Annotated in this window: 18 protein-coding genes and 1 tRNA gene; 15 read left to right on the top strand and 4 right to left on the bottom strand. The window is 64.4% G+C overall.

Annotated features, from left to right (window positions below):
* The first annotated feature begins 44 nt into the window (after nt 1-44).
* The 9 genes from G3A50_RS15480 (at nt 45) to G3A50_RS15520 (ending at nt 11,603) form a co-directional block, all read left to right on the top strand.
* Nucleotides 45-1,061, top strand: coding sequence for an ABC transporter ATP-binding protein (locus G3A50_RS15480; protein ID WP_163077702.1), 1,017 nt, complete (start codon nt 45-47; stop codon nt 1,059-1,061).
* On the top strand, nt 1,058-2,005 hold the full coding sequence (locus tag G3A50_RS15485; protein WP_163076101.1) for an ABC transporter permease: 948 nt from the start codon (nt 1,058-1,060) through the stop codon (nt 2,003-2,005). The genes G3A50_RS15480 and G3A50_RS15485 overlap by 4 nt, the downstream gene beginning before the upstream one ends.
* Before the next feature lie 33 nt (nt 2,006-2,038).
* The gene (locus G3A50_RS15490) at nt 2,039-2,839 is read left to right on the top strand and encodes an ABC transporter permease (protein WP_163076102.1); all 801 of its coding nucleotides are present in this window, start codon (nt 2,039-2,041) and stop codon (nt 2,837-2,839) included.
* Between the two features lie 11 nt (nt 2,840-2,850).
* On the top strand, nt 2,851-4,290 hold the full coding sequence (locus tag G3A50_RS15495; RefSeq protein ID WP_163076103.1) for a gamma-aminobutyraldehyde dehydrogenase: 1,440 nt from the start codon (nt 2,851-2,853) through the stop codon (nt 4,288-4,290).
* A gap of 197 nt (nt 4,291-4,487) precedes the next feature.
* The gene (locus tag G3A50_RS15500) at nt 4,488-5,573 is read left to right on the top strand and encodes an efflux RND transporter periplasmic adaptor subunit (protein ID WP_246251741.1); all 1,086 of its coding nucleotides are present in this window, start codon (nt 4,488-4,490) and stop codon (nt 5,571-5,573) included.
* Between the two features lie 9 nt (nt 5,574-5,582).
* A complete protein-coding gene (locus G3A50_RS15505) occupies nt 5,583-8,657 on the top strand; it encodes an efflux RND transporter permease subunit (protein WP_163076104.1) in 3,075 nt (1,024 codons plus the stop codon).
* A 99-nt stretch (nt 8,658-8,756) separates the two neighbouring features.
* Nucleotides 8,757-8,830, top strand: a tRNA-Gly gene (locus G3A50_RS15510).
* Nucleotides 8,831-9,803: 973 nt separating this feature from the next.
* A complete protein-coding gene (gene proC, locus G3A50_RS15515; protein WP_163076105.1) occupies nt 9,804-10,640 on the top strand; it encodes a pyrroline-5-carboxylate reductase in 837 nt (278 codons plus the stop codon).
* Nucleotides 10,641-10,679: 39 nt separating this feature from the next.
* Nucleotides 10,680-11,603 carry a DMT family transporter gene (locus G3A50_RS15520; protein ID WP_163076106.1) on the top strand — a complete coding sequence of 308 codons (924 nt, stop codon included), beginning with the start codon at nt 10,680-10,682 and terminating at the stop codon, nt 11,601-11,603.
* 11 nt (nt 11,604-11,614) lie between these two features.
* Here G3A50_RS15520 and G3A50_RS15525 read toward each other — a convergent pair whose 3' ends face one another.
* From G3A50_RS15525 to G3A50_RS15540, 4 genes are all read right to left on the bottom strand, one after another.
* Nucleotides 11,615-12,157, bottom strand: a complete 543-nt coding sequence (locus tag G3A50_RS15525) for a hypothetical protein (protein WP_163076107.1) — start codon at nt 12,155-12,157, stop codon at nt 11,615-11,617.
* Nucleotides 12,158-12,171: 14 nt separating this feature from the next.
* Nucleotides 12,172-14,217 (bottom strand): oxidoreductase, encoded by a 2,046-nt coding sequence (locus G3A50_RS15530; protein WP_163076108.1) that lies wholly within the window; start codon nt 14,215-14,217, stop codon nt 12,172-12,174.
* An 85-nt stretch (nt 14,218-14,302) separates the two neighbouring features.
* A complete protein-coding gene (locus G3A50_RS15535; protein WP_163076109.1) occupies nt 14,303-15,625 on the bottom strand; it encodes an NAD(P)/FAD-dependent oxidoreductase in 1,323 nt (440 codons plus the stop codon).
* A gap of 36 nt (nt 15,626-15,661) precedes the next feature.
* Nucleotides 15,662-16,450 carry an aspartate/glutamate racemase family protein gene (locus G3A50_RS15540; protein ID WP_163076110.1) on the bottom strand — a complete coding sequence of 263 codons (789 nt, stop codon included), beginning with the start codon at nt 16,448-16,450 and terminating at the stop codon, nt 15,662-15,664.
* Between the two features lie 246 nt (nt 16,451-16,696).
* On the opposite strand from G3A50_RS15540, the gene G3A50_RS15545 reads away from it, so the two are divergent.
* From G3A50_RS15545 to G3A50_RS15570, 6 genes are all read left to right on the top strand, one after another.
* On the top strand, nt 16,697-17,377 hold the full coding sequence (locus G3A50_RS15545) for a GntR family transcriptional regulator (protein ID WP_163076111.1): 681 nt from the start codon (nt 16,697-16,699) through the stop codon (nt 17,375-17,377).
* Nucleotides 17,378-17,600: 223 nt separating this feature from the next.
* Nucleotides 17,601-18,353 (top strand): SDR family oxidoreductase, encoded by a 753-nt coding sequence (locus G3A50_RS15550; RefSeq protein ID WP_163076112.1) that lies wholly within the window; start codon nt 17,601-17,603, stop codon nt 18,351-18,353.
* 36 nt (nt 18,354-18,389) lie between these two features.
* Entirely contained in the window at nt 18,390-19,637 is a 1,248-nt protein-coding gene (locus G3A50_RS15555; RefSeq protein ID WP_163076113.1) for an NAD(P)/FAD-dependent oxidoreductase, read from the top strand.
* An 8-nt stretch (nt 19,638-19,645) separates the two neighbouring features.
* Nucleotides 19,646-20,542, top strand: coding sequence for an ornithine cyclodeaminase family protein (locus G3A50_RS15560; protein ID WP_163076114.1), 897 nt, complete (start codon nt 19,646-19,648; stop codon nt 20,540-20,542).
* Between the two features lie 96 nt (nt 20,543-20,638).
* Nucleotides 20,639-21,619: a thiamine pyrophosphate-dependent dehydrogenase E1 component subunit alpha gene (locus G3A50_RS15565; protein WP_163076115.1), complete on the top strand. Its 981-nt coding sequence runs from the start codon at nt 20,639-20,641 to the stop codon at nt 21,617-21,619.
* Between the two features lies 1 nt (nt 21,620).
* Nucleotides 21,621-22,595 carry an alpha-ketoacid dehydrogenase subunit beta gene (locus tag G3A50_RS15570; protein WP_163076116.1) on the top strand — a complete coding sequence of 325 codons (975 nt, stop codon included), beginning with the start codon at nt 21,621-21,623 and terminating at the stop codon, nt 22,593-22,595.
* Nucleotides 22,596-22,615 lie beyond the last annotated feature (20 nt).

A 22,615-nucleotide genomic window follows, 5' to 3' on the forward strand; every position in this document is an offset into this window, starting at 1 on the left:
TCGCCTGTGGAATCGACATGCGCGTAGTTGCCGACACCCAGCCCATCGTCCCGGCCGTCCGCTTTCAGGGCGTCATCCGCCATTTCGGGGCGATCCGGGCGGTGGACGGCGTGGAGCTTTCCATCGCGCCGGGTGAGTTCTTTGCCATGCTGGGACCCTCCGGTTCCGGCAAGACGACTTGCCTCCGTCTGATCGCGGGCTTCGATCAGCCGGATGCGGGCCATATCGAGATCTTTGGGGAGGCCGTCGAGGGCCTGCCGCCCTATCGGCGGGGCGTGAACACCGTATTCCAGGACTACGCGCTGTTTCCTCATCTGTCTGTCGGCGACAACGTTGCCTATGGCCTGCGCGTGCGCGGTGTCGGTCGGGCGGAGCGGGACAGGCTGGCGCGCGAGGCTCTCGCCCTCGTCAAACTCTCCGGCATGGAGACGCGTCGTCCCGCGCAGCTTTCCGGCGGTCAGCGCCAGCGCGTCGCCTTGGCGCGTGCGCTGGTCGTGCGCCCCAGGGTGCTGCTGCTGGACGAGCCGCTCGGCGCGCTCGATCTCAAGCTCCGCGAGGAGATGCAGACCGAGCTGAAGGCGCTCCAGCGCGAGCTTGGTCTGACCTTTGTCTTTGTGACCCACGATCAGGGCGAAGCCCTGTCCATGGCCGACCGGGTGGCGGTGTTCAACCAGGGCCGGATCGTGCAGGTAGGCCCGCCCGAAGAGGTGTATGAGCGCCCGGCGACACGGTTCGTCGCGCAGTTTGTCGGCTCCGCGAATGTGCTGGATGCCGCACAGGCCGCGGCGCTGGGGGGCGCCCGCCGGGTCTCGAGCCTGCGGCCGGAAAAGATCCGCCTGCTGTCAGGGCAGGAGCTGCCGCCGCAGGATGCGCGGGTGGTCGAGGCACGCATCCTCGACGTCTCCTATCAGGGCGCGGTCCGTCGTATCTCGGTGGACACCAGCGACGGGCTTCGCCTCGTCGCCGCCATACCGGCCGGCGCAGGAGGCGCCTCCATCGGAGAGGGGATCCGTCTGACCGTGCCGGTAAGCGCCCTCCAGCCGATGGAGGGCGAGGAATGAGCCTTGCGAGCTTCGACCTGCCCGCGCCGCGCGGCGGGCTCCTTCGCAGTCTTTCGGACACGTTGGTGCGGCACGGGCGCCTTCTGACGCTGCTTCTCCTGCTGCCGCCGCTTCTCTGGCTGGGCCTGATCTATCTCGGTAGCCTGTTCATTTTTCTCGGCCAGTCGATCTTCTCGATCGACGAATTCTCCGGGACCATCGTGCGCGAGCCGACGACAGCGACGCTGATCGAGCTGTTCCGGCCGGCCAATTTCGACATCGTGCTACGCACGGTGGGAATCGCGGCGACGGTGACGGCGCTGTGTGCGGTGCTGGCCTTTCCCATCGCCTATTACGCCGCACGCTATGCCGGCCCGAGCGTGAAAGCCGGCTTCTATCTGGCGGTGATGATGCCGCTATGGTCGAGCTACCTCGTCAAGGTCTATGCGTGGAAGCTTCTGCTGGCCAAGGAAGGTGCCATCGGCTGGATCGCCGAACGTCTGGGACTGGGCGGTTTGCTGGAGACCTGGCTTTCCCTGCCGGTTGTTGGCGGCCCCTCGCTGTCGGTCAGCTATACCGGGATGGTGCTGGCCTTCACCTATCTCTGGCTGCCTTTCATGATCCTGCCGGTGCAGGCGGCGCTGGAGCGGGTGCCTCCTCACCTGATCGAGGCGGCGGGGGACCTGGGCGCCGCGCCGGGCGTGGTGTTCCGCACGGTGATCCTCCCGCTTGCGCTGCCGGGCGTCGTGGCTGGAGCGATCTTCACCTTCTCGCTGACGCTTGGCGACTACATCGTGCCGCAGATCATCGGCACATCGGCGCTGGTGCTGGGGCAGGCGGTCTACACGCTGCAGGGAACGGCGGGAAATATCCCGCTCGCCGCCGCCTTCTCGCTGGTGCCGATCCTCGTCATGGCGGCGTTCCTCACCATCGCCAAACGCGTGGGGGCGTTCGATGCGCTTTGAGGCTTTCCGGTCCGCACAGCGGAAGAGGCGGTCATGACCCGCGCCTCACTGTCGCTCAAGATCGCCGCGCTGGCGGGCCTTGCCTTCCTGCACATCCCGCTGCTGTTCATCCTGCTTTACTGCTTCACCACGGAAGAGCGGAGCTATGCCTTTCCCCCACCCGGCTTCACCCTGAAATGGTTCGGCGTGGTGTGGGAGCGGGCCGATATCTGGGCGGCCGTTGGCCTCTCGCTCAGGGTTGCCGTTGTCGCGACCCTGCTGGCGCTTGTGCTCGGCACGCTCGCCGCCGGTGCGCTGGCACGAGCGCGGTTCTTCGGGCGCGATCCGATTTCCCTGCTCTTCGTACTGCCGATCGCCCTGCCGGGCATCGTTACCGGCATCGCGCTCCGGCAGGCTTTTGGACTGATGGAGATTCCCTTCTCCTTCTGGACCATTGTCATAGGTCACGCGACCTTCTGCATCGTCGTCGTCTACAACAATGCGGTCGCCCGTTTGCGCCGGCTTTCGCCCTCGCTGATCGAGGCCTCGATGGATCTGGGGGCCGATGCGTTCCAGACCTTCCGCCTCGTCGTGTTGCCCAACATCGGCACGGCGCTGCTCGCCGGAGGAATGCTCGCCTTCGCGCTCAGCTTTGACGAGGTCATTGTTACCACCTTCACGGCCGGCCAGCAGTCGACCCTGCCGATATGGATGCTGTCCGAACTTATCCGGCCCCGGCAGCGGCCGGTGACCAATGTCGTCGCCGTGCTCATCATTATCGTGACCTTCCTGCCCATTCTCGCCGCCTACTACCTGACCCGCGAGGGCGAAGCGGTGGCAGGTGGCGGAAAATAGGAGACGTCCCAATGAATGCCCTTTCCGATACAGAAATGCTCATCGGCTCCAATTTCGTCGCCGGCACGGAAACGGCCGAGACAGTACTGAATCCGAAGACCGAGGAGACGCTCATCGAGCTTCCCGAAGCCTCGCCGGACCAGATCGACGCAGCGGTGACGGCGGCGGAGAAGGCGTTCACGACATGGTCGCGGACCACGCCGGCTGAGCGCTCCTATATGCTGCTTAAGCTCGCGGATCGCATCGAGGCCGAAGCGGAATCCTTCGCCACACTGGAGGCGCTGAACTGCGGCAAGCCGCGCCATGCGGTGCTGAACGACGAGATTCCCGGCATCGTGGACTGCTTCCGCTTCTTCGCCGGCGCGGCCCGCACCCAGCACGGCATGGTTGCCGGGGAATACATGGCCGGTCATACGTCCATGATCCGGCGCGACCCGATTGGCGTCGTCGCGTCGATCGCACCTTGGAACTATCCGCTGATGATGGCGGCATGGAAGCTCGCTCCGGCACTTGCCGGTGGCAACACCGTGGTGATCAAGCCATCCGAGCAGACGCCGCTGACCATGCTGAAGCTGGCAAAGCTCATTGCGGACATCTTTCCCGAAGGCGTGGTGAATGTCGTGGTGGGGCGCGGCGAGAGCGTGGGCAACGCGCTCATCAATCATCCCAAGGTGGCGATGATTTCGCTCACCGGCGACATCGCCACAGGAAAGAAGGTGCTGGGCGCTGCGGCCAGAAGCGTGAAGCGCACGCATCTTGAACTCGGTGGCAAGGCGCCGGTGATCGTGTTCGACGATGCGGACATCGAGGCCGTGGTCGAGGGCGTGAAGATCTTCGGCTACTACAATGCCGGACAGGACTGCACCGCCGCCTGCCGCATCTACGCCGGGAGCAAGGTCTACGAGAAACTGGTAGCGGATCTTGTGTCCGCCGTCTCGGGACTGAAGTTCGGCCAGGCCGACGACAGCGAGAACGATATCGGCCCGCTGATCTCCTCCCGCCAGCGTGCCCGTGTCGCCTCCTTCGTGGAGCGTGCGTCCGAGCTCGATCATATTGAGATTGCGACAGGTGGAAAGCTCGCCTCCGGCAAGGGCTTCTTCTACGAGCCGACAGTCGTTGCCGGCGCGTTGCAGTCCGATGAGATCGTGCGTCGTGAGGTGTTCGGTCCGGTCGTCTCGGTCACACGCTTCTCGGATGTGGACGAGGCGGTAGGCTGGGCGAATGACAGCGACTACGGACTGGCTTCCTCGGTGTGGACCAAGGATATCGGCAGGGGCATGGCGACCGCTTCGCGCCTGCAATATGGCTGCACCTGGGTGAACTGCCATTTCATGCTGGTGAGCGAGATGCCGCACGGCGGTCTCAAGCAGTCCGGCTATGGCAAGGACCTCTCCGCCTATGCGCTGGAGGACTACACGGTCGTGCGTCACGTCATGGTGAAAAATGCCTAAATAGAGGTACTTGCTGGGTTGCCCCACGGGCGATCCGGTACTCAGGGGCGCCTATTGCCGATTTGTGATGCTGGCGGGCTGAATATGACGGATAATTAAGTTGGAACTTCCCGCGTCTTCTGCTGTGTCGCAACATGGATTTCCATGCTTCGGGCTCAGCTTGGCGAGGACCCCTTATGCGACGCAGGTTCGGCATTGTGCTTTGTCTGGCCGTCCTTGGCGGTGCGGGCTACCTCGCGCAGCAGAAGGGTTGGCTTGAGGCGGGCCTCGCCGCCGTGAAGGACGAAGCTCGTGCGGCCCCCGAGCCCCGCGCCTCGGGCGCCCAGCGGGTGCCCGTCGAGGTCTCTCCGGCCCGCGCCTCGCAGGTGACAACCGATATCCGGGCAATCGGCAGCTTGCAGTCGGACGAGTCCGTCAAGGTGGCCTCTGATGTTTCCGGCCGCATCGAGGAGATCGCGTTCCGCGAAGGCGAGCACGTCAAGCAGGGCGACGTGCTCGTTGTGCTCGACGCGGCGCTGGTCAAGGCCTCGCTTGAAGAGACCGAAGCGCGTCTGGAACTGGCCAAGGCCAACTACGACCGCGCTCAACGTCTCCAGAAGAGTGGTTCAGGTACGGAGCGTGCGCTCGATGAAGCCCGGGCCGAGCTCAACACCGCCAACGCACTGCTCGATTCCCAGCGTGTGCAGATCGCCAAGCACACCATTACGGCGCCGTTCGACGGGGTCGTGGGCCTGCGCTCGGTCTCCGTGGGTGCGTACATTCCGGTTGGCACGGAACTGGTGAATTTGGAGAAGATCGACCTGCTCAAGGTCGATTTCAAAGTCCCCGAGATCTACCTGCGCAGTGTCGCCGTGGGGCAGGAAGTCCAGATCAGCGTGGATGCGATACCCAACGAAACGTTCACTGGTGAAGTCTACGCGATCGACCCTCTGATCGATGTGAATGGCCGCGCGCTCAGTGTGAGGGCACGGCTGCCAAATTCCGATCTCATGCTGCGTCCCGGACTCTTCGTTCGCGTGCTGTTGAAGGGGCAGGATGCGCGCACGGCGATCTTCGTTCCCGAGAGTGCCATCGTGCCCCGTGGCCAGGAGCGTCTGGTGTGGGTTGTCGAGGACGGGAAGGCGATCGAGAAGAAGGTGACGCTCGGGCAAAGGCTGGCGGGTGAGGTTGAAATCACCGACGGCATCGTCGCCGACGCGAGCGTTGTCACGGCGGGTCAGGCGCGGTTGCGACCCAATGTGCCCGTTGAGGTGGTTGGTCGGCCACCGGACCCGCAGAGCTGAGACGCGGTCATGGGGCTCGCCGAAATCTGCATCCGCCGACCCGTCTTCGCCACGGTTCTCAGTCTGCTCATGGTGCTCGTGGGCATCGTCGCCTACAGCCGTCTCACCGTCCGTGAATATCCGAACATCGACGAGCCGGTCGTTTCCGTCGTCACCAAATATTCCGGCGCTTCGGCGAGCATCGTTGAGAGCCAGGTAACGCAGGTACTTGAGGGATCCATCGCCGGCATCGAGGGCATCGATGTGCTCGAGTCCACGAGTCGGTCGGAATCCAGTCGCATCACCGTACGCTTCCGCTCCGAGATCAACCCGGACGTTGCCGCCAGCGACGTGCGCGATCGTGTGAGCCGTGTGCGCCAGCGCCTGCCGGACGAAATCGACGAACCGGTGATCTCAAAGGTCGAGGCCGATGCTCAGCCGGTCATGTTCATCGTGTTCAGCTCGGATCGGATGAACGCGCTTGAGCTGACTGATTACATCGACCGCTACGTGATCGACCGTTTCAAGAATCTCACCGGCATCGCCGATGTGCAGATCTATGGCGAGCGCCGGTACGCGATGCGCGTCTGGATCGATCGCGAGCGTCTCGCTGCCTACAATCTGACGGTTCAGGACATCGAGGATTCGCTGCGGGCGCAGAACGTCGAGATTCCCTCTGGCCGCATCGAGAGCGCGGACCGTGAGTTCACCGTGCTGTCACGCACGGCATTGGCGACGGTTGACCAGTTTAACGACATCGTCGTCAAGCGAGCCGACGGTGCCCAGGTCAAGCTGTCGGAAGTGGCCAAGGTCGAACTCGGCGCAGCGGACCAGCGCCGTTCCAGCCGCTTCAATGGCGGGGAAGCAGTCATCGTCGGCATCATCAAGCAGGCGGTCGCCAATCCGCTCGACGTCTCCGCGGGCGTGCGTGATGTCCTTCCGGCTGTGAATGCGAGCCTGCCCGAGGGGATGACGGCAACGATTGGCAACGACAACGCCGTGTTTATCGACCGCTCAATTCGCTCGGTGTTCCACACCATTCTCGAGGCGGTCATTCTGGTGGTGCTGGTGATCGTGGTGTTCCTGCGTTCGCTGCGCGCGTCGATCATCCCGATTGTCACGATACCGATCTCGCTGATCACCACCTTCGCGATCATGTACGCGCTGGGTTTCAGCGTGAACACGCTGACATTGCTCGCGCTCGTTCTCGCCATTGGCCTCGTGGTCGATGATGCCATCGTCGTGCTGGAGAACATTTTTCGACATATCGAGCACGGCATGAAACCGATTCCCGCCGCGATCAAGGGCGCGCGCGAGATCGGTTTCGCCGTGGTTGCGATGACGCTGACTCTGGCGGCGGTCTATGCGCCGGTGGCGTTCGCCTCAGGCCGCACCGGACGGCTGTTCCTCGAGTTTGCGCTGACGCTGGCTGGGGCGGTCCTTATTTCCGGCTTCGTCGCGCTTTCGCTGACGCCGATGATGTGCTCACGACTGTTGAAGCATGACGCCCATCCCGGGCGGGTTTCCGCGTTCATCGAACGGTGTCTTTGCGGCGTCGAGAATGGCTACCGCCGTCTGCTTGGCGTGTCGCTGAAGGTGCGTCCGCTCATGCTGTTGGTCGCGTTTCTGGTGGCGGGGGTGAGCGGGATCCTCATCTATGCGCTCCCGTCCGAGTTATCGCCGGTCGAGGATCGAGGCGTTGTACGCGTGAATGGAAGTGGGCCGGAGGGTTCGACGCTGGCCTTCACGACGCGCTACACCAATCAGGTGGAAGGCATCCTCGACAAGATACCGGAGATGGACAGCGTGCTGATCATCAACGGCCTGCCCGAGGTGCACCGCTTTCTGATCATCGGCCGGCTGAAAGATTGGGATGAGCGGGATCGGCGCCAGCAGGAGATCGTTGCCGAGACAGCGCCGAAGCTTCGCCGTATCGCCGGGGTGAGCGCCTATGCCAATAACCCGGCCTCGCTTGGGGCCTCCAACAACTCTCGGCCGATTGAGTTCGTTCTCCAGACCTCGGGCACCTATGACGAGCTCAACGAATACGTCGACCGCTTTCTCGAAAGGATCGAAGGCTATCCGGGGCTTACGAGCATCCAGAGCGACCTCAAGCTGAACAAGCCCGAGATATCCATCACCATTGATCGAGCCAAGGCGGCCGATCTGGGCATAGATGTCGCGGTGCTGGGGCGGACGCTGGAGAGCCTGCTCGGCGGCCGCCAGGTGACGCGCTTCGAGGTCGGCGGCGAGCAGTACGATGTCTACGTGCAGCTTGATGCGCGCGACCGCGCCTCGCCCGCGACCCTCGACACCATCTATCTGCGCTCTGCGAGCGGAGACATGGTGCAGCTTTCCAATCTTGTCAGCGTGCGCGAGACGGTTGCACCTCAGGAGCTCAAGCGTTTCAACCAGCTGCGTTCGGCGACCATCTCCGCCAATCTCGCACCGGGATTTTCACAGGGCGAGGCGCTTGCCTATCTCGGGAGAACGGCAAGCGAGGTGCTGCCCCGTACCGTTCAGACGGATGTTTCCGGTCAGAGCCGGGAGTTTCGCGCCTCCGGCCAGAGCCTGCTGCTGGTCTTTCTGCTGGCGCTTGGCTTCATCTATCTCGTGCTCTCTGCGCAATTCGAGAGCTTCCGCGATCCGGTTATCATCATGCTGACGGTTCCGCTTTCCATGACCGGCGCGCTCGCGGCACTTTATTTCACCGGCGGCACACTCAATGTCTATTCGCAGATCGGCCTCGTGACCCTTGTCGGCCTCATCACCAAGCACGGCATTCTTATTGTCGAGTTCGCAAATCAGCAGCAGGAAGCGGGCCTCGATCGTGTTGCTGCTGTGATAGAGGCCGCGACGCTGCGCCTGCGTCCCATCCTGATGACGACAGGCGCGATGGTTCTTGGTGCGCTGCCGCTGGCCCTTGCAACCGGGGCTGGCGGGGAAAGCCGGGCCCAGATCGGCTGGGTCATCGTCGGCGGCATGTCGCTTGGTACGCTGCTGACGCTGTTCGTGGTACCGGCCGTCTATTCGCTGATCGGGCGCATCCATCACACCGCCCATGCGGAGATCGCGCCGGGCATCGTGCATAGCCCCGCGGAATAGGCCTCGAAGGTACCTGGGGGCAGGCTGATCGTGGCCGTGAATCCGGGTGCGCGGGGGCTTGAAGTGGCTTCGCCCGCCCCCTAATGTGCGCCGGCCTGAGCGGGCGTAGTTCAATGGTAGAACGGCAGCTTCCCAAGCTGCATACGAGGGTTCGATTCCCTTCGCCCGCTCCATCGCTCCTCTCGTTAATGCGATGATTTAAAAGCGCTATTTCCTATCTCTCCCCAATTGATCATCCATTATGTTACCCAAACAGGGTTACATTGGGGGTGCGGCTGGCTGGCATGTCTCCCCAGCGTAAGGACGGTGTTTTTGGCATCTGATCCGCCGCGTCCCGGATAAGTACCGGCACGTCGACAAGCGGTCGCCTGTGAAGCTCTCAACACGCGCGGGTCGCGGACGACCCGCGCGTGTTGATTTTCATTGAGAGTTGACCCGTCAGGGACAGATTTTTCCATTGAGAACTGACCCATGTTTTCACCACATCTCACGCGGGGGACAGCGGAGTGATCGACATGGAATTATTGTGGCTCATCGTATGAGTCTCTGTATCATTTTGATATTTATCAGTTTTTTTGATGCTCACCGAAGCTGGGGTAGGCTTTGGGGAGCAGTATTTAGTGCACCATCGTGAACATCACAGTCGATCACCGGCGCACTCAACGAGCCCCTTTCATGCAATGCACAGCATTCAGTCCTTTCGCCTAACAGTTTCATCCCTCAATTCAACGTGAGCCGCACCGCCGGTGCCGGCGTCGTCCATCATGTACCGGAAAAGGCACTGCACGAGTGGTGTCCGCAACACCGTCTCGGCCTGATCCACTCCGACCGCGGTTCGCAGTAGGTCAGCGTACCCGAGCGAATGGCCGAGGCTGTGATAGAGCCCTTCGTCGGCAGCGTCGGCGACAGCTAACGCTCCTGCGCCATACCGAACGTGCCAGCCATGACGGTGCGATCTAAACCAAATGGCCTCCGGGAATTCGGGCGATTCAAGTTCGATGCAGGGTGGCGGCAACAAACGCCGTGGGTCAGGCCGCGCTCGCTGAGGTAAGTCGACCAACCTTCTCAACGTCAGCAAAAACACCTCGCCACTGACAATTGTATGTTATAACAAATATCATCCCGGACTTGATAGTGGAGGCTTACATGGAGGCGCGAGCGAAAGTGCATGTCCTTCTCATTGGCTGCGGCAATATGGGATACGCGCTGGTCGTCGGCTGGCGGACAGGCTCAGACGGGATAGACGTGCATGTCATCGAACCGTCCGCGCCGCTACGCGAACGCGCGGCAGCGGCCGGCGCCACGACATCGGCCGGGTTGATCGACGTATCCGCCCCGCCCACACCCGATGTCGTGATACTGGCCGTCAAACCAGAGCAGATGAACACGGTCCTGCCTGACGCTAGGCGCTTCGTCGAAAGCGGTGCCCTGGTCATTTCCGTGGCCGCGGGCGTGGGGCTAGGGTTCATGGAGGCGGCTCTCGGAACCCGCGCCTCTCTCATCCGCTGCATGCCCAATACGCCCGCCGCCATTGGCGCCGGCATGATGGTCTGCGTGGCGAATGGCCAAGCCTCGCCGGACCAGCGCGAGCTGGCACAGCGCCTGCTTTCCGCAACCGGTCGGGTGCGCTTCATCGAGGACGAGGCCTTGATGGACGCGGTCACGGCGGTTTCGGGCTCCGGCCCGGCCTATATCTTTCACGTCATCGATTGCCTGGAGCGGGCAGGGATTGCCGAGGGCCTGCCGGGCGATCTCGCCCGCGATCTGGCGCTGCAAACGGTCTATGGCGCTGGACGGCTCGCCCGTGAGGGCGACACGGATCCGGCAACCCTGCGGCGGCAGGTCACCAGTCCCAACGGCACGACCGCCGCCGCGCTTGCCGAGCTCATGGGCGATGCGGGAGTCGACCCTATCGTCGCCCGCGCGGTGAGTGCCGCCCGTCGCCGCTCGTCGGAGCTTGGCGGCGATCAAGGGCGGGTGTAGCTCTCTCCTCCCTCGGCCTCTTGCCCGCATTGACGGTCCATGCTGTCTCTTTTCAACCGCCTTATCAGCCCCACCAACGCCCACGCGTTCTGGATCGGCATCACCTTTATGGTGCTGGGCAATTTCTTCTTCGCCCTCAATGACACGATGGGGAAGATCCTGGTCGGCACCTTCGCCGTCAGCCAGGTTCTGGCGATCCGCTCCATCGGCGCCTTCCTGGTGCTGGGACCCATGCTTTGGGCCGGGCGCAGAGTCGGGCGGATTGATCGCCCGTGGTTGCAACTCGCGCGGGTCGGCGTGGCGACGGGCGATACAGCGCTGTTCTACGCCGCTGTCGCCTATCTCCCGCTGGCCGATGTCTTCACCTTCTACATGGCCGGCCCGATCTATGTCGCGGCCATGTCCAGTCTCCTGCCAGGAGGCGGGGTCGGTTGGCGCCGCTGGCTGGCCATTCTCGCCGGGTTTGGCGGCGTGGTGGTCGCGCTCGGCCCTTCTTTCGCGGTGTACTCACCAGGCATCGTCTACGCGCTCGCCGGCAGCTTCTGCTATGCGGGCGCTTTGATGATGAACAAGGTGCTGGTGAAGACCAGCGATACCGCACTTGCCACGCTCCAGGCGCTCGGGGCGCTGGTCGGCGGCGGGGTGTTCGCCGTCTTCCAGTGGACGCCACCGGATGCCGTCGATATCGGCCTTCTGCTGCTGCTCGGCATCGTCGCCTGCCTGGCGCATCTGCTGATCAGCCGCTCGGTCAAGCTCACCCCGGTCAGCGTGCTCGCCCCGTTCCAGTATTCGCTGCTGTTGTGGGGCATCGGCTTCGGCATTCTGGTGTTCGGCGACGTGCCGAAGGAGCGCGTCGTGCTGGGGGCTGCCATCATCACCACGGCCGGGCTGTTCCTGCTCTACAGCGAATCACGTTCGCGCCGACGGATGCGGGCGGACGCTCTGATAAAGGACCTTCCCTGACAGGTGCCGCCTCAATCCGACGCGCTGCGGGCGGCGAGGTTGCGGAAATAGATCACCTCGATCTCGCGTAGCACCGTCTTGGGCTCGTCGTCATAACTCTCGGAGAAGGTGCCCGCATCGCTCTCCACCGTGATCGCCCAGTGGCCGCGATGCGGGTTGAGGGCGCAGGCGGGGAAGTTCATGTGGTGGTGCCAGTGCACGCCCTGCGCGTCGATTTCGCGTACCCGCGCCAGCAGCGCCGAGCCAGCCACTTCGGCGGGATCGGCCGCCCTCGCCGTGCCCTCGTCGAGAATGTCGTCGCCATGCAGCATCTTCACGAAGGTCTTGTCGACCTCCGGAAACCCTTGCGACGGGGCGATATAGGCGACATGCGCGCCATCATCCTCGACCACGATGGCGTAGAGCCCCTCATAAGGATTGAAGGTGCAGCCGGGCGAGAGAACGTGCGAATGCCATTTCGTGCCGGCGGCGATGAAGCCTTCGACCAGCGGCAGGCAGTACTCAAGCGCGATCACGCGGTAGGTGATGTCGCCGCGGGTCAATGTCTGGGTCATCGCCGGGCCGTTTCTCACAGGGGGTGGGTCAGCCGCGCCGCATCGAGCATGGCGGCGTGGAGATTGCGCGACGACCAGGCGTCGCCGACCTTGTAGAGCACGAAGCGGCCTTCGCCATTGTTGACGATGGTCTGCTCGCGCGCGTCGGCGAGCGCCCGCAGGTCCACCTCGCCGAGATTGCGCGAGAGCGGCTTCAGCGCGGTGTAGACGTCGTCATTGGGCAGCGTGCCATTGTCGCCGATCACCAGATCGACCGGGATCTCGCGGCGCTTTTCGCTATAGGTGTTCTCCACCGTGGCAATCAGCCCGTTGCCCTCGCGGCGAAGCGCGACGAGGCGGGAATCGGTCTCGATCGCCACGTCGTGCTTGTAGAGCTCGGTCATGTGGGCGCCCAGATTGGTGCCGCCGATCTCGCGGCCGAATTCCCGGTCAGGCGTGACGATGTGTACACACGCGCCCTTCGCGGCGGCGAATTCCGCCGTGGAGGCAACCGAGGCGGTGCCGTTCTCGTCGGCAATCAGCACCACGCCGCCGACGCTGGTCTGGCCGGAGAGCACGTCCCAGGCAGAAACGGCAAGGTCCACGCCCTCGAACCGGCCGAGATTTGGCAGGCCACCGGTGGCGATGATCACCGCGTCCGGCGTCTCCGCCAGTACTTCGTCGGCCTCGGCAAAGGTGTTGAGGCGCACATCGACGTTCAGGATTTCCATCTGACGGGCGAGCCAGGCGGTGATGCCGGAAATCTCGCGCCGCCAGGTCGCTCGTGCGGCCAGAAGAAGCTGGCCGCCGAGTTGCTCTCCGGCTTCGAACAGCACGACCTCATGGCCGCGTCGCGCGCTCACCCGGGCCGCCTCCATGCCGGCCGGGCCGCCGCCGACGATCACCACTTTCTTCTTCACGGCGGCGGGCGCCACGTTTTGCGGGATCGTCGCCTCGCGCGAGGTCGCGACATTGTGGGCGCAGAGTGCGTCGATGCCGCGAATGGCGCGATCCACGCAGTAGCCGACGCCGACGCAGGGGCGGATGTTTTCTTCCTCACCCGCCTTCAGCTTGTTGGCGTAATGCGGGTCGGCGATGAAGACGCGGGTCATGCCGACCATATCCACCGCCCCGCTCTTCAGCGCGTGCTCGGCGGTGGCGGCGTCGGTGATGCGGGTGGCGTGGAAGATCTTGACCTTACCCTGCACCTCGTCCCGGATCGCCTTGGCGAGCGGCAGCCGGGCGGCGGAGGGCACCCACATGGTCGGCCAGATGCGCGCTTCCGACTTGTAGTCGGAGGCCTGCCCGCCGACCACCGAGATAAAATCGATGAGACCAGAGCCGGCATAGGTGGAGGCGATGGTGAGGCAGTCCTCTTGTGTGAGGCCGCCCTTCAGCATCTCGTCACCCGGCATGCGGATGCCGATGACATAATCGTCGCCGAGCCGCCGTCGCACCGCTGCGAGGATGTCGAGGCCGAACCGCATACGGTTGGAGAGCGGGCCGCCATAGCCATCGGTTCGGTGGTTCATCGCCGGCGACCAGAACTGCTCGATCAGCGTGCCGGCCTGGCAGGAAATCTCTACCCCGTCGACATCACCCTCGCGCACCCGCGTCGCCGCCGCGGCATAGTTCTCGATGGTGCGCTTTATGTCGTGATCTTCCATCGTCGCCGGGAAGGTACCGTGGATGATCTCGCGCAGTGGCGAGGGTGAGAAGGTGGGTAGCCAGTTGGTGAGGTCCCAGCGCTCGCGCCGTCCGCCATGGGTCAGCTGCACCGTGCAATGTGCGCCATGCTGGTGGATCGCGGCCGCCATCCTGCGAAATTGAGGGATGACCTTGTCCACCGAGCCGTTGATCTGGCCGTAATAGAACGAGTTCTCCGCCGAGACGGCGGTCGCCCCGCCGAACTGTGTCAGGCCGATGCCACCCTTCGCCTTCTCCGCTTGATAGGCGACGTAGCGGTCGGTGATATCTCCGGCCAGGACATAGCCGGGCTCGTGGCTGGTGGAGAGAAAGCGGTTGCGGATCGTCAGGTTGCGGATCTGCAACGGCTGGAACAGGACATCATAGGCCGCCATGGCGCGCTCCGATGGGCCGGAAGTCGAAATCCTCGCCACCGTCCACGCTCCCGGGCGCAAACGGCACGGGGTGGAAAGGGTCGCCTCAGCTCAGGCCGAGCCGGTCCTTGGCTTGGTAAAGCGGGAAGACAAGGCGCGCGGCGCGCACTTTCAGTGCCCAGAGCGGCACGTCGCGCCGCTGTTCGATAACCGAGACCGGCACATCGTCGAGGCTGCGCGTTCCGGCGGCGAACTCGCCGACCACCCGGCCGAGATTCTGCGCCAGATTGACGCCGCGGGTGGAGAAACCCACCACCGCGAACACCTCCTTGCCCAGACGCTGCACATGCGGAAGGTAGCTCTCGGTGATGGCGCAGTAGCCCTCCCAGTAGTCCTCGAACTCGGCATCCGCCTCGGTGAGCTGGGGAAAGAGCTGGCGCATGCGCTTCCTAGCATGGGCGATGCCATAGGCCTGCTTGTCGCCGAAGGCGAACACCGCGCCGCCGGAGATCAGCCGTCCCGCATCGTCGAGCCGGCCGAAGCCGCCGGACTTGCGCAAATCGGTGAAGCACTCCCCACCCGGCAGGATTGAGGCGCGCAGCTCCGCCCGCAGCGGGCGGGTAGCGGCGTGGTAAAGATACACTGGCAGGGTCGCGCGCTGGACCTGCGGGAGGAAATCGCCGGTATAGGCATTGGTGGCGACGATGACCCGCTTGGCCCGAACCCGTCCGGCACCGGCCTTGACAGCGACACCGCCGGGGCCTTCCTCGATGCCGTCGACCGGGCTCCTCTCGAAGATGCGCACGCCTTCCTGCACCGCCACGCGGCCGAGGCCGATGGTCAGGCCATAGGGATTGACCGTGCCGCCCGTCGGATTCAACCAGCCGGCGACATACCCGGCCGCCCCGAGGCGGGCGGAGAGATCGCCCGCTGAAAGCCAGGTCACATCCGCGCCCCAGGCCTTCCAGGCGTCAAAGACCTTTTTCACCTTGGCGAGGGAGGCTTCGGAATGTGCCGGCTGCACCCAGCCATGCTGCACCGCCGAGCAGTTGATCTGGTAGCGCTCGATCTGCCGGAACACCGCATCCGCGCCGTCCAGCACCAGCTCGGAAAGCGCCTGTCCCTTCTTTTTGCCGATCGCCGCTTCGACGCCGCCAGGCGTGATGCCGCCAGGAAACTGAGGAACATTGTAGCCGCCATTGCGCCCCGAGGCGCCGCTGCCGACGATGCCGGCCTCAAGCAGAATTACCTTCTGTCCCGTCTTGGCGGCGGCGAGGGCGGCGTTGAGGCCGCAGAATCCGGCCCCGACCACCACGATATCGGTGCTCTCCTCGCCGGCAAGGGCCGGGTAGGAGAGCACGGGCTCCTTCAACGTCCGCTTCCAGACGACGCCTTCGAGTTTGCTGTCGATCGGACTGGCCAGCGACATGGGACGGCCCCTGCTTTTGGGCGTTAGGGTGGGAGGTCAAATCAGCGAGAGGCTGCGCCGTGCCTGGTCGAGCGCCTCGCGCGGCGGGGCGCGCAGCTGGAGGCGCGTGCTCTTCACCGTTCCGAGCTTCATCGCGATGTCGGTCATGGCTTCGAGATATTTCAGTGCGACGGTCGAGGAATCCACCACCGGCACGCCAGTGCCCGGCACTTCGCAATAGCCGGCCATGCGCAGCAGCGGGCCGTAATAGGCACAGCCGATGAGAATGACGTCGGCTCCATCGGCGATGCAGGCCTTCGCCACTTCTTCGACGCGCGGGATGAAGGCCGCATAGGGATCGGAGACCGCGCCGAGCAGCAATTCCGCATCGGATTCCGGCATGATGGTGCGCACCGGACGCACGATCGCGCGGTCGCGCAGGCCATAGGCCAGCAGGTCGTTCTCGATCGCGACCGTGGTCTTCTGCGAGACGGTGACGACCGCGAGCCGCTTGCCCATGGCCAGCGCCGCCAGCATGGACTGCTCGCTGACCGAGCCGACCGGCACCGAGAGCACCTCGCGGGCCTCCCAGAGCGGGTCGTTCCAGCAACCGAGGAAGACGCCGTCAAAGCCGTCCGCCTCCGCTTTCAGCGCCGCCTCGACGATGTGGACCGAATTGATATGTTCGGCATAGGCGGAGCGCACGAAATTGCCGCTCTTCGGCAGGAAGCGGAATTCCAGCTCGGTGCCGGCGTGCAGCGCCGGCCGCACTGCCGCGTCCAACTTCTGCCAGAGCGGGGCGAGGGCGTCATTGGCGGTTGTGGGGTGTATCCAGCAAAGTTTCACGCAACCAGATCCTTCGTGGGGACCGATGGCCGGAAAGCAACCGCCATCGCGGCTACCTTGGCATCACGACCGCCTTGGCATCGACTGGCACGAAGTGTAATATGTTATAAAAGTTTTGCAACAGCGAGCGTACGTTGAAACAGCAAGGGCGTGGCCTCGCCTTAAACGACGCCGCATCAAAGGTTATGAGCTTGACGCGCGTGATGCATATCATAACAAACAAAGAAATTGGCCGGGGACGCACCAATGGTTGAAGCCCTCTCGAACTTCTCTCCCTTCCAGCGCACCGAGACGCTCGGCGTGCGCGTACGCGACCAACTTCGACATGCGATCATGGCCGGCCTGTTCAAGCCGGGTGAGAAGCTGACCCTGCGCGCGGTGGCTGGCTCGCTCGGCGTCAGCCTCACCCCTGCGCGCGAGGCGCTGTTCAATCTGGCGGCCGAAGGCGTATTGGAACTCGGCAGCAACGGCTCGATCTACATTCCCCGTCTCGATGAAGAGAATATCCGGGAGCTGGTCAAGATCCGCTGCTCGCTTGAAAGCCTCGCCTCCCGCGAGGCCGCGCCCAACATCACGCGCGACGACATCATCGAGATCAGTTCCATCAACGACCGGCTCATCGAAGCAAACCGCGAAAAAAACTACACGTTGCTGACCGAGCTGAACTGGATTTTCCATTTCACCATTTATGAAGCGTCGAAAATGCCACTTCTGGTGAAGATGATCGAAAGCTGCTGGCTGCGCACGGGGTCCTATATCAAGACCATCTACCCCGCCTTTTCCAACACCGATGACGGTATTCTCAACCATATCGCCATCATCCGCGCGGTGCGCGAGGGCAATCCGCAGGCGATCGCCGACGCCATCGCGCATGACATCGAGTATTCCTCGCAGGCCTTCTATCGCGCCGTGCGCGAGGAGGAGTGAGGCCGGGCCGGGCGAGCGACGGAATCACCCGCGCGGCGTCGCCGTGCTCCCGGTGCGCGGCAGGCCCGTGCCGCCGGCGATATTTCGTATTCAAACGGTCCTGGCGCGTCCTTCGGTGAGTGCATCAGTGCGCGCACGCATTCGCCGCAATGCCGCTTGACGACGACATTGATATAACAAATAACATCTCCTCATGTCGGATCACGTGAAGGGGACGGTCTCCATGCTTGAGAAGGGAATGCGCGCTCTGGTCACAGGCGGCAGCGGCGGTCTGGGCTCCGCCATGGTCCGCATGCTGGCCCGCCATGGCGTCCACACCATCGCCCTGTCGAACGACCAGGCGAAGCTCGACGCGCTCGAGGGCCTGCCCGAGGTCGAGACGGTGTTCATGGATGTGACCGATTCTGAGGCGATGCGGAGTACTTTCTCCGGCCAGGAGATCGACATCCTCATCAATGCCGCCGGCGTGCTGGGGGTGACGGGCACGCTCTATTCGGTGCCCACCGCCTCGGCCCAGCGCATCCTCGATGTCAATGTGATGGGCATCCACAACGCGCTTTCGGCCACCGTGCCGGGCATGGTGGAGCGCAATCGCGGCCATATCGTCAATTTCGGCTCGCTCGCCGGGCCCTATCCTTCCGCTGGCCAGCCGATGTACAGCGCCTCCAAGGGTGCGGTGCACAATATGAGTGCCAATCTGCGCATGGAACTGTTCGGCACCGATGTCCGGGTTACCGAGATCCGCCCCGGCCGCGTCCGCACCGGCATGCATGCCGAGATGTTCGACGGCGACCATTCCAAGTCCGACGCCCTACTCTACGATCCCTATGAGTGCCTGCAGGCAACCGACATCGCCGATGCCATTGAATATGTGCTCGGCACTCCCCCGCATGTGTGCGTCTCGCAGATCGAGGTGGTGCCGACCCATCAGGTCGTCGGTGGAACCCGGATGTACAACCGCCAGCTCGGCAAGTGAGCGGCAACGGATCCGTAAAACGCGAGCGGAGGCCGCATGCCGGCACCGGGTGAGCAGAACATAGCCGTCATCGGTGCGGGCATCGTCGGCATTTCCTCCGCCCTCTACCTCCAGAAGGCGGGGTTCGCCGTTACCCTGATCGACCAGGACGAGCCCGGCCATGGCGCCACCTTCGGCAATGCGGCGGCGCTGGCGCCGCATGCCTTCGTGCCGATCAACAGCCCGTCCATTCCCCGGCGGCTGCTACCGCTTTTGTTCGCCTCCGGCTCGCCGCTGAGCATCGATTGGGGCTACGCGCCGCGCATGCTGCCGTGGCTGCTGTCGTTCCTCTCCCACTGCACGCCGGCCGAGGTGACGCGCATCGCGCAGGCGATGCACGCGCTGCTGTCGAGCAACCTCGATTACGCGCTGCCGCTGCTCCGCGAGAGCGGGGCGAGCGGCCTGATGCGCGGCGGCGGCTATCTCCATCTCTATGAGAGCGACGCCGCCTATCGCGCCAGCGCCGGCGAGGTCGCGCTCTACAAACGGTTTGCCGGCGACGTCGAGGAGATCGACGCCACCGAAATCCGCCGGCTGGAGCCCAATCTGGCACCGGTCTTCGTCCGGGCGTTGTATTTCCATTCGGCCCTGCACTATCTCAGCACGGTCGATGTCTGCGCCACGCTGGTGAAGTACTTCTGCGCCCAAGGCGGGCGCTTCGTGCGTGACGAGGTGCGCACGCTGGGGGCCCGTTCGGATGGCCGGATCTCCGTCGTCGGCACGCAGGAGAGCGTCTACGACCAGGCGGTTCTCGCCGCCGGCGCGCAGGCGCGTCGCCTGTTCGGCGGCGCGGTGGAAAAGCTGCCGCTGGAGACCGAGCGCGGCTACCACATCATGTTCAGCGGGCAGGCCGGCATCATCAGCCGCACCTGCTCTAGCGCCACGGCGGGCTTCGCCATGACGCCGATGACCGCGGGCCTGCGCTGCGCGGGAATGGTTGAGCTGGCCGGCCTCGACAAGCCGTCGAACCCGGCCTGCCACGCCTATCTCGACCGCACGGCCAAGCGCTTCCTGCCCGGCATTACCGAAAGCCCGGCATCGACCTGGATGGGCTTCCGCCCCTCCATGCCCGACGCGCTGCCGGTGATCGGGCGTTCCGCCCGCACGGCGAACGTCATCCTGGCCTTCGGCCACCAGCATGTCGGCATGTCGAGCGGCTGCGTCACCGGCGCTATCGTCGCCGACATCGCCGCCGGACGCACGCCGCCGATCGATATCACCCCCTTCTCGCCCGCCCGTTTCTAGAGGACGCGATGCTCCCCTATTACGACCGAGACCAGATCGCCGCCGTGCTCGACATCGATGCGCTGATCGACGCCATGGAGAAGGCGCTCATTTCCTTTTCCACCGGCGCCTCGCTGCAGCCCGTGCGGATGCGGGTGATCGACGAGGAGGCCGGAGGCGACATGTGCCTGATGCCGGCGGTGACCGATATTTTCGCGGTCAAGTTGGTCGGCAACTATCCCGGCAATCACGACCGGGGTCTGCCGAGCCACAATGCGGTGGTGGTGGTGTTCGATCGCTGGACCGGCATCCCCAAGGCGGTGCTGGACGGCACCTACATCACCCAGATGCGGACCTCCGCCGTCTCGGCCATGGCGGCGCGCCGGCTTGCCGCTCCGGACGCGAAAATCCTCACCATCATCGGCAACGGCATCCAGGCGCGTGGCCATTTCGAGACGATGCGCCGCGTGCGCGACTTCGACGAGGTCCGCGTCTGGGCCCGCGATGGCGCGAAGGCGCAGGCCTTTGCCGCCAAGATCGGCGCCACCGCCTATGCCCGCGCCGAGGACGCGGTGCGCGGCGCCGATGTGATTGCCACCACCACCTCGGCCCGCGAGCCTGTGGTGAAGGGGGAGTGGCTCAAGCCCGGCGCCCATGTCAGCGCCGTCGGCTGGAACGGGCTTGACGGGCGCGAACTGGACGACGCGGTGATGAAGAACCTCGTCATGGTGGAATCGCGAGACGCGGCCAGCCAGGAATCCGGCAACATCCTGGTCTCCGGTGCCACCATCCACGCCGAACTCGGCGAGGTGCTCGCCGGCACGGCGGAGGTGGACGTGACGAAGACCACCGTCTTCATCTCGGTCGGCATCGCCACCGAGGACGCTTTCGCGGCCAGCCTCGTTCTCTCCGCACTCGGCGGCTGAATCTGGCGACAAAGCTGTGCAAGGGCGTCGACTTGGCGCCAATTATGTTACAACATATATCGTGTAACGATGCCAGATCGGCATCAGAGGTTCGAAATGAAGAATTCGCCTTCCCTCGACGAACAGCTTGAGATGCATCGCAAGATGGTCGTCGTGCGCCGGCTGGAGGAGCGGCTCGGCGAGCTGCACAAGGCTGGCAAGACGCGCGGGCCGATCCACCGCTGCGACGGCCAGGAAGCCGTCGGCATCGGTGCTACAGCCGTGCTTGGCACGAGCGACTTCATCACCAGCACCCATCGCGGCCATGCCCATTACATCGGCAAGGGCGTCGATATTCGCGGCGTGACCGCCGAGATTCTCGGCCGCGTCACCGGCACCTGCGGCGGGCGCGCCGGGCATATGCTGATTGGCGACTGGGACAAGGGCATGATCGGCGGCAACGCCATCGTCGGCGGCTCCATCCCGGCGGCCACTGGCATGGCGCTGTCGATCCAGGTGCGCGGCACGGCCGATGTCGCCATGTGCTTCTTCGGGGACGGCGCCGCCCAGACCGGCATCTGCCATGAATCGATGAACATGGCCGGGCTGTGGAAACTGCCGGTGATCTTCATCCTCGAACACAACCAGTTTGGCCTGACTGTCCACCACACTGTCCAGTCGCCGGTGGCCGATCTCAGCATCCGCGCCGCTGGCTACGCGATGCCAGCGGAGATCGTCGACGGCAATGACACGGTGGCGATGTACCACGCGGTGGCGACCGCCGTGGAGCGCGCCCGTCGTGGCGAGGGCCCGACCCTGATCGAGGCCAAGACCTACCGCATGCAGGGATTTTCCACCTCCGACATGGGCGGCTATCAGAGCGAGGCCGATCTTGCCGAGTGGAACCGGCGCGATCCCATACAGGTGAGCCGCCGGGCGCTGGCCGATTCCGTCGGCACCGACCGGCTCGACCAGATCGAGGCCGTGGCCGTGGCCGAGGTCGATGCGGCCGTCGAGGAAGCCCTCCTCGCCCCACCGCCGACCTTCGAGCTCTTCACACGGAGCTCCCCCTACGCCACCGCCCTGGAGGCCGTCTGACATGGCGATGATGCGATATGCCGAAGCGTTGAATCAGGCGCTTCGCGAGGAAATGCAGCGTGACCCCAGCGTATTCCTGTTCGGCGAGGACATTGGCCGCTATGGCGGCGTGTTCAAGGTCACCAAGGGGCTGATGGACGAGTTCGGCGAGGGCAGGGTGCGCGACACGCCGATTTCCGAGCAGGCGCTGGCGGCCATGGCGGTCACAGCCTCCATGACCGGCACCCGCCCGGTGCTGGAGATCATGTATGCCGACTTCATGCCCCTCGTGCTCGACGCGCTGATCAATCAAGCCTCGATCTACGAGTATCTCTGGCAAAACGTTACCATGCCTTTCGTGCTGCGCACGCAGGGCGGCGGCGGCGCAGGGGCTGGCGCGCAGCACTCCAAGAGCCTCGATTCCCTCGTCGCGCACATTCCCGGCATCAAGGTGGTGGCGCCGGTGTCGCCGGCTGACGCCAAGGGATTGCTGAAATCCGCCATCCGCGACAGCCAGCCCGTAGTCTTCCTCGAACACAAGCTGCTCTACAATCTACGCGACGAGGTGTCCGACGATCCTGACTTTCTGGTGCCGATCGGCAAGGCGAAGACGGTGCGAGAGGGGGCGGACGTGTCGATCTTCGCCACCTCGCGCATGGTGCTGGAGAGCCAGAAGGCGGCCGAACTCCTCGCGCGGGACGGCGTTTCCGCCGAGGTGATCGACCTGCGCACCCTTCGCCCACTCGATCTCGACGCCATCACCACCTCCATCGCCAAGACTCATCATGCGGTGGTGGTCAACGAAGGTTGGCGTTTCTGCGGCTATGCCGCCGAACTTTCCGCCACCATCATGGACTTCGCCTTCGACGATCTCGACGCGCCGGTGGCGCGGGTGACGCTGCCCGACATGCCGGTGCCGTATGCCGAACCGCTGGAGCTCTCGGTTCTGCCGAACGCCGCGCGCATCGCCGATGCCGCGCGCGCCACGCTCACGTGAGGGCCGGTCGTGAAGGGGAG

It is taken from the genome of Ancylobacter pratisalsi, assembly GCF_010669125.1.
GTDB classification, from domain to species: domain Bacteria; phylum Pseudomonadota; class Alphaproteobacteria; order Rhizobiales; family Xanthobacteraceae; genus Ancylobacter; species Ancylobacter pratisalsi.

Bases quoted from the DNA above. Each gene is read 5' to 3' on its own strand.
- G3A50_RS15485 (WP_163076101.1), top strand. From the start codon at position 1,058: ATGAGCCTTGCGAGCTTCGACCTGCCCGCGCCGCGCGGCGGGCTCCTT.
- G3A50_RS15490 (WP_163076102.1), top strand. From the start codon at position 2,039: ATGACCCGCGCCTCACTGTCGCTCAAGATCGCCGCGCTGGCGGGCCTT.
- G3A50_RS15495 (WP_163076103.1), top strand. From the start codon at position 2,851: ATGAATGCCCTTTCCGATACAGAAATGCTCATCGGCTCCAATTTCGTC.
- G3A50_RS15505 (WP_163076104.1), top strand. From the start codon at position 5,583: ATGGGGCTCGCCGAAATCTGCATCCGCCGACCCGTCTTCGCCACGGTT.
- proC (WP_163076105.1), top strand. From the start codon at position 9,804: ATGGAGGCGCGAGCGAAAGTGCATGTCCTTCTCATTGGCTGCGGCAAT.
- G3A50_RS15520 (WP_163076106.1), top strand. From the start codon at position 10,680: ATGCTGTCTCTTTTCAACCGCCTTATCAGCCCCACCAACGCCCACGCG.
- G3A50_RS15525 (WP_163076107.1), bottom strand. From the start codon at position 12,157: ATGACCCAGACATTGACCCGCGGCGACATCACCTACCGCGTGATCGCG.
- G3A50_RS15530 (WP_163076108.1), bottom strand. From the start codon at position 14,217: ATGGCGGCCTATGATGTCCTGTTCCAGCCGTTGCAGATCCGCAACCTG.
- G3A50_RS15535 (WP_163076109.1), bottom strand. From the start codon at position 15,625: ATGTCGCTGGCCAGTCCGATCGACAGCAAACTCGAAGGCGTCGTCTGG.
- G3A50_RS15545 (WP_163076111.1), top strand. From the start codon at position 16,697: ATGGTTGAAGCCCTCTCGAACTTCTCTCCCTTCCAGCGCACCGAGACG.
- G3A50_RS15550 (WP_163076112.1), top strand. From the start codon at position 17,601: ATGCTTGAGAAGGGAATGCGCGCTCTGGTCACAGGCGGCAGCGGCGGT.
- G3A50_RS15555 (WP_163076113.1), top strand. From the start codon at position 18,390: ATGCCGGCACCGGGTGAGCAGAACATAGCCGTCATCGGTGCGGGCATC.
- G3A50_RS15560 (WP_163076114.1), top strand. From the start codon at position 19,646: ATGCTCCCCTATTACGACCGAGACCAGATCGCCGCCGTGCTCGACATC.
- G3A50_RS15565 (WP_163076115.1), top strand. From the start codon at position 20,639: ATGAAGAATTCGCCTTCCCTCGACGAACAGCTTGAGATGCATCGCAAG.
- G3A50_RS15570 (WP_163076116.1), top strand. From the start codon at position 21,621: ATGGCGATGATGCGATATGCCGAAGCGTTGAATCAGGCGCTTCGCGAG.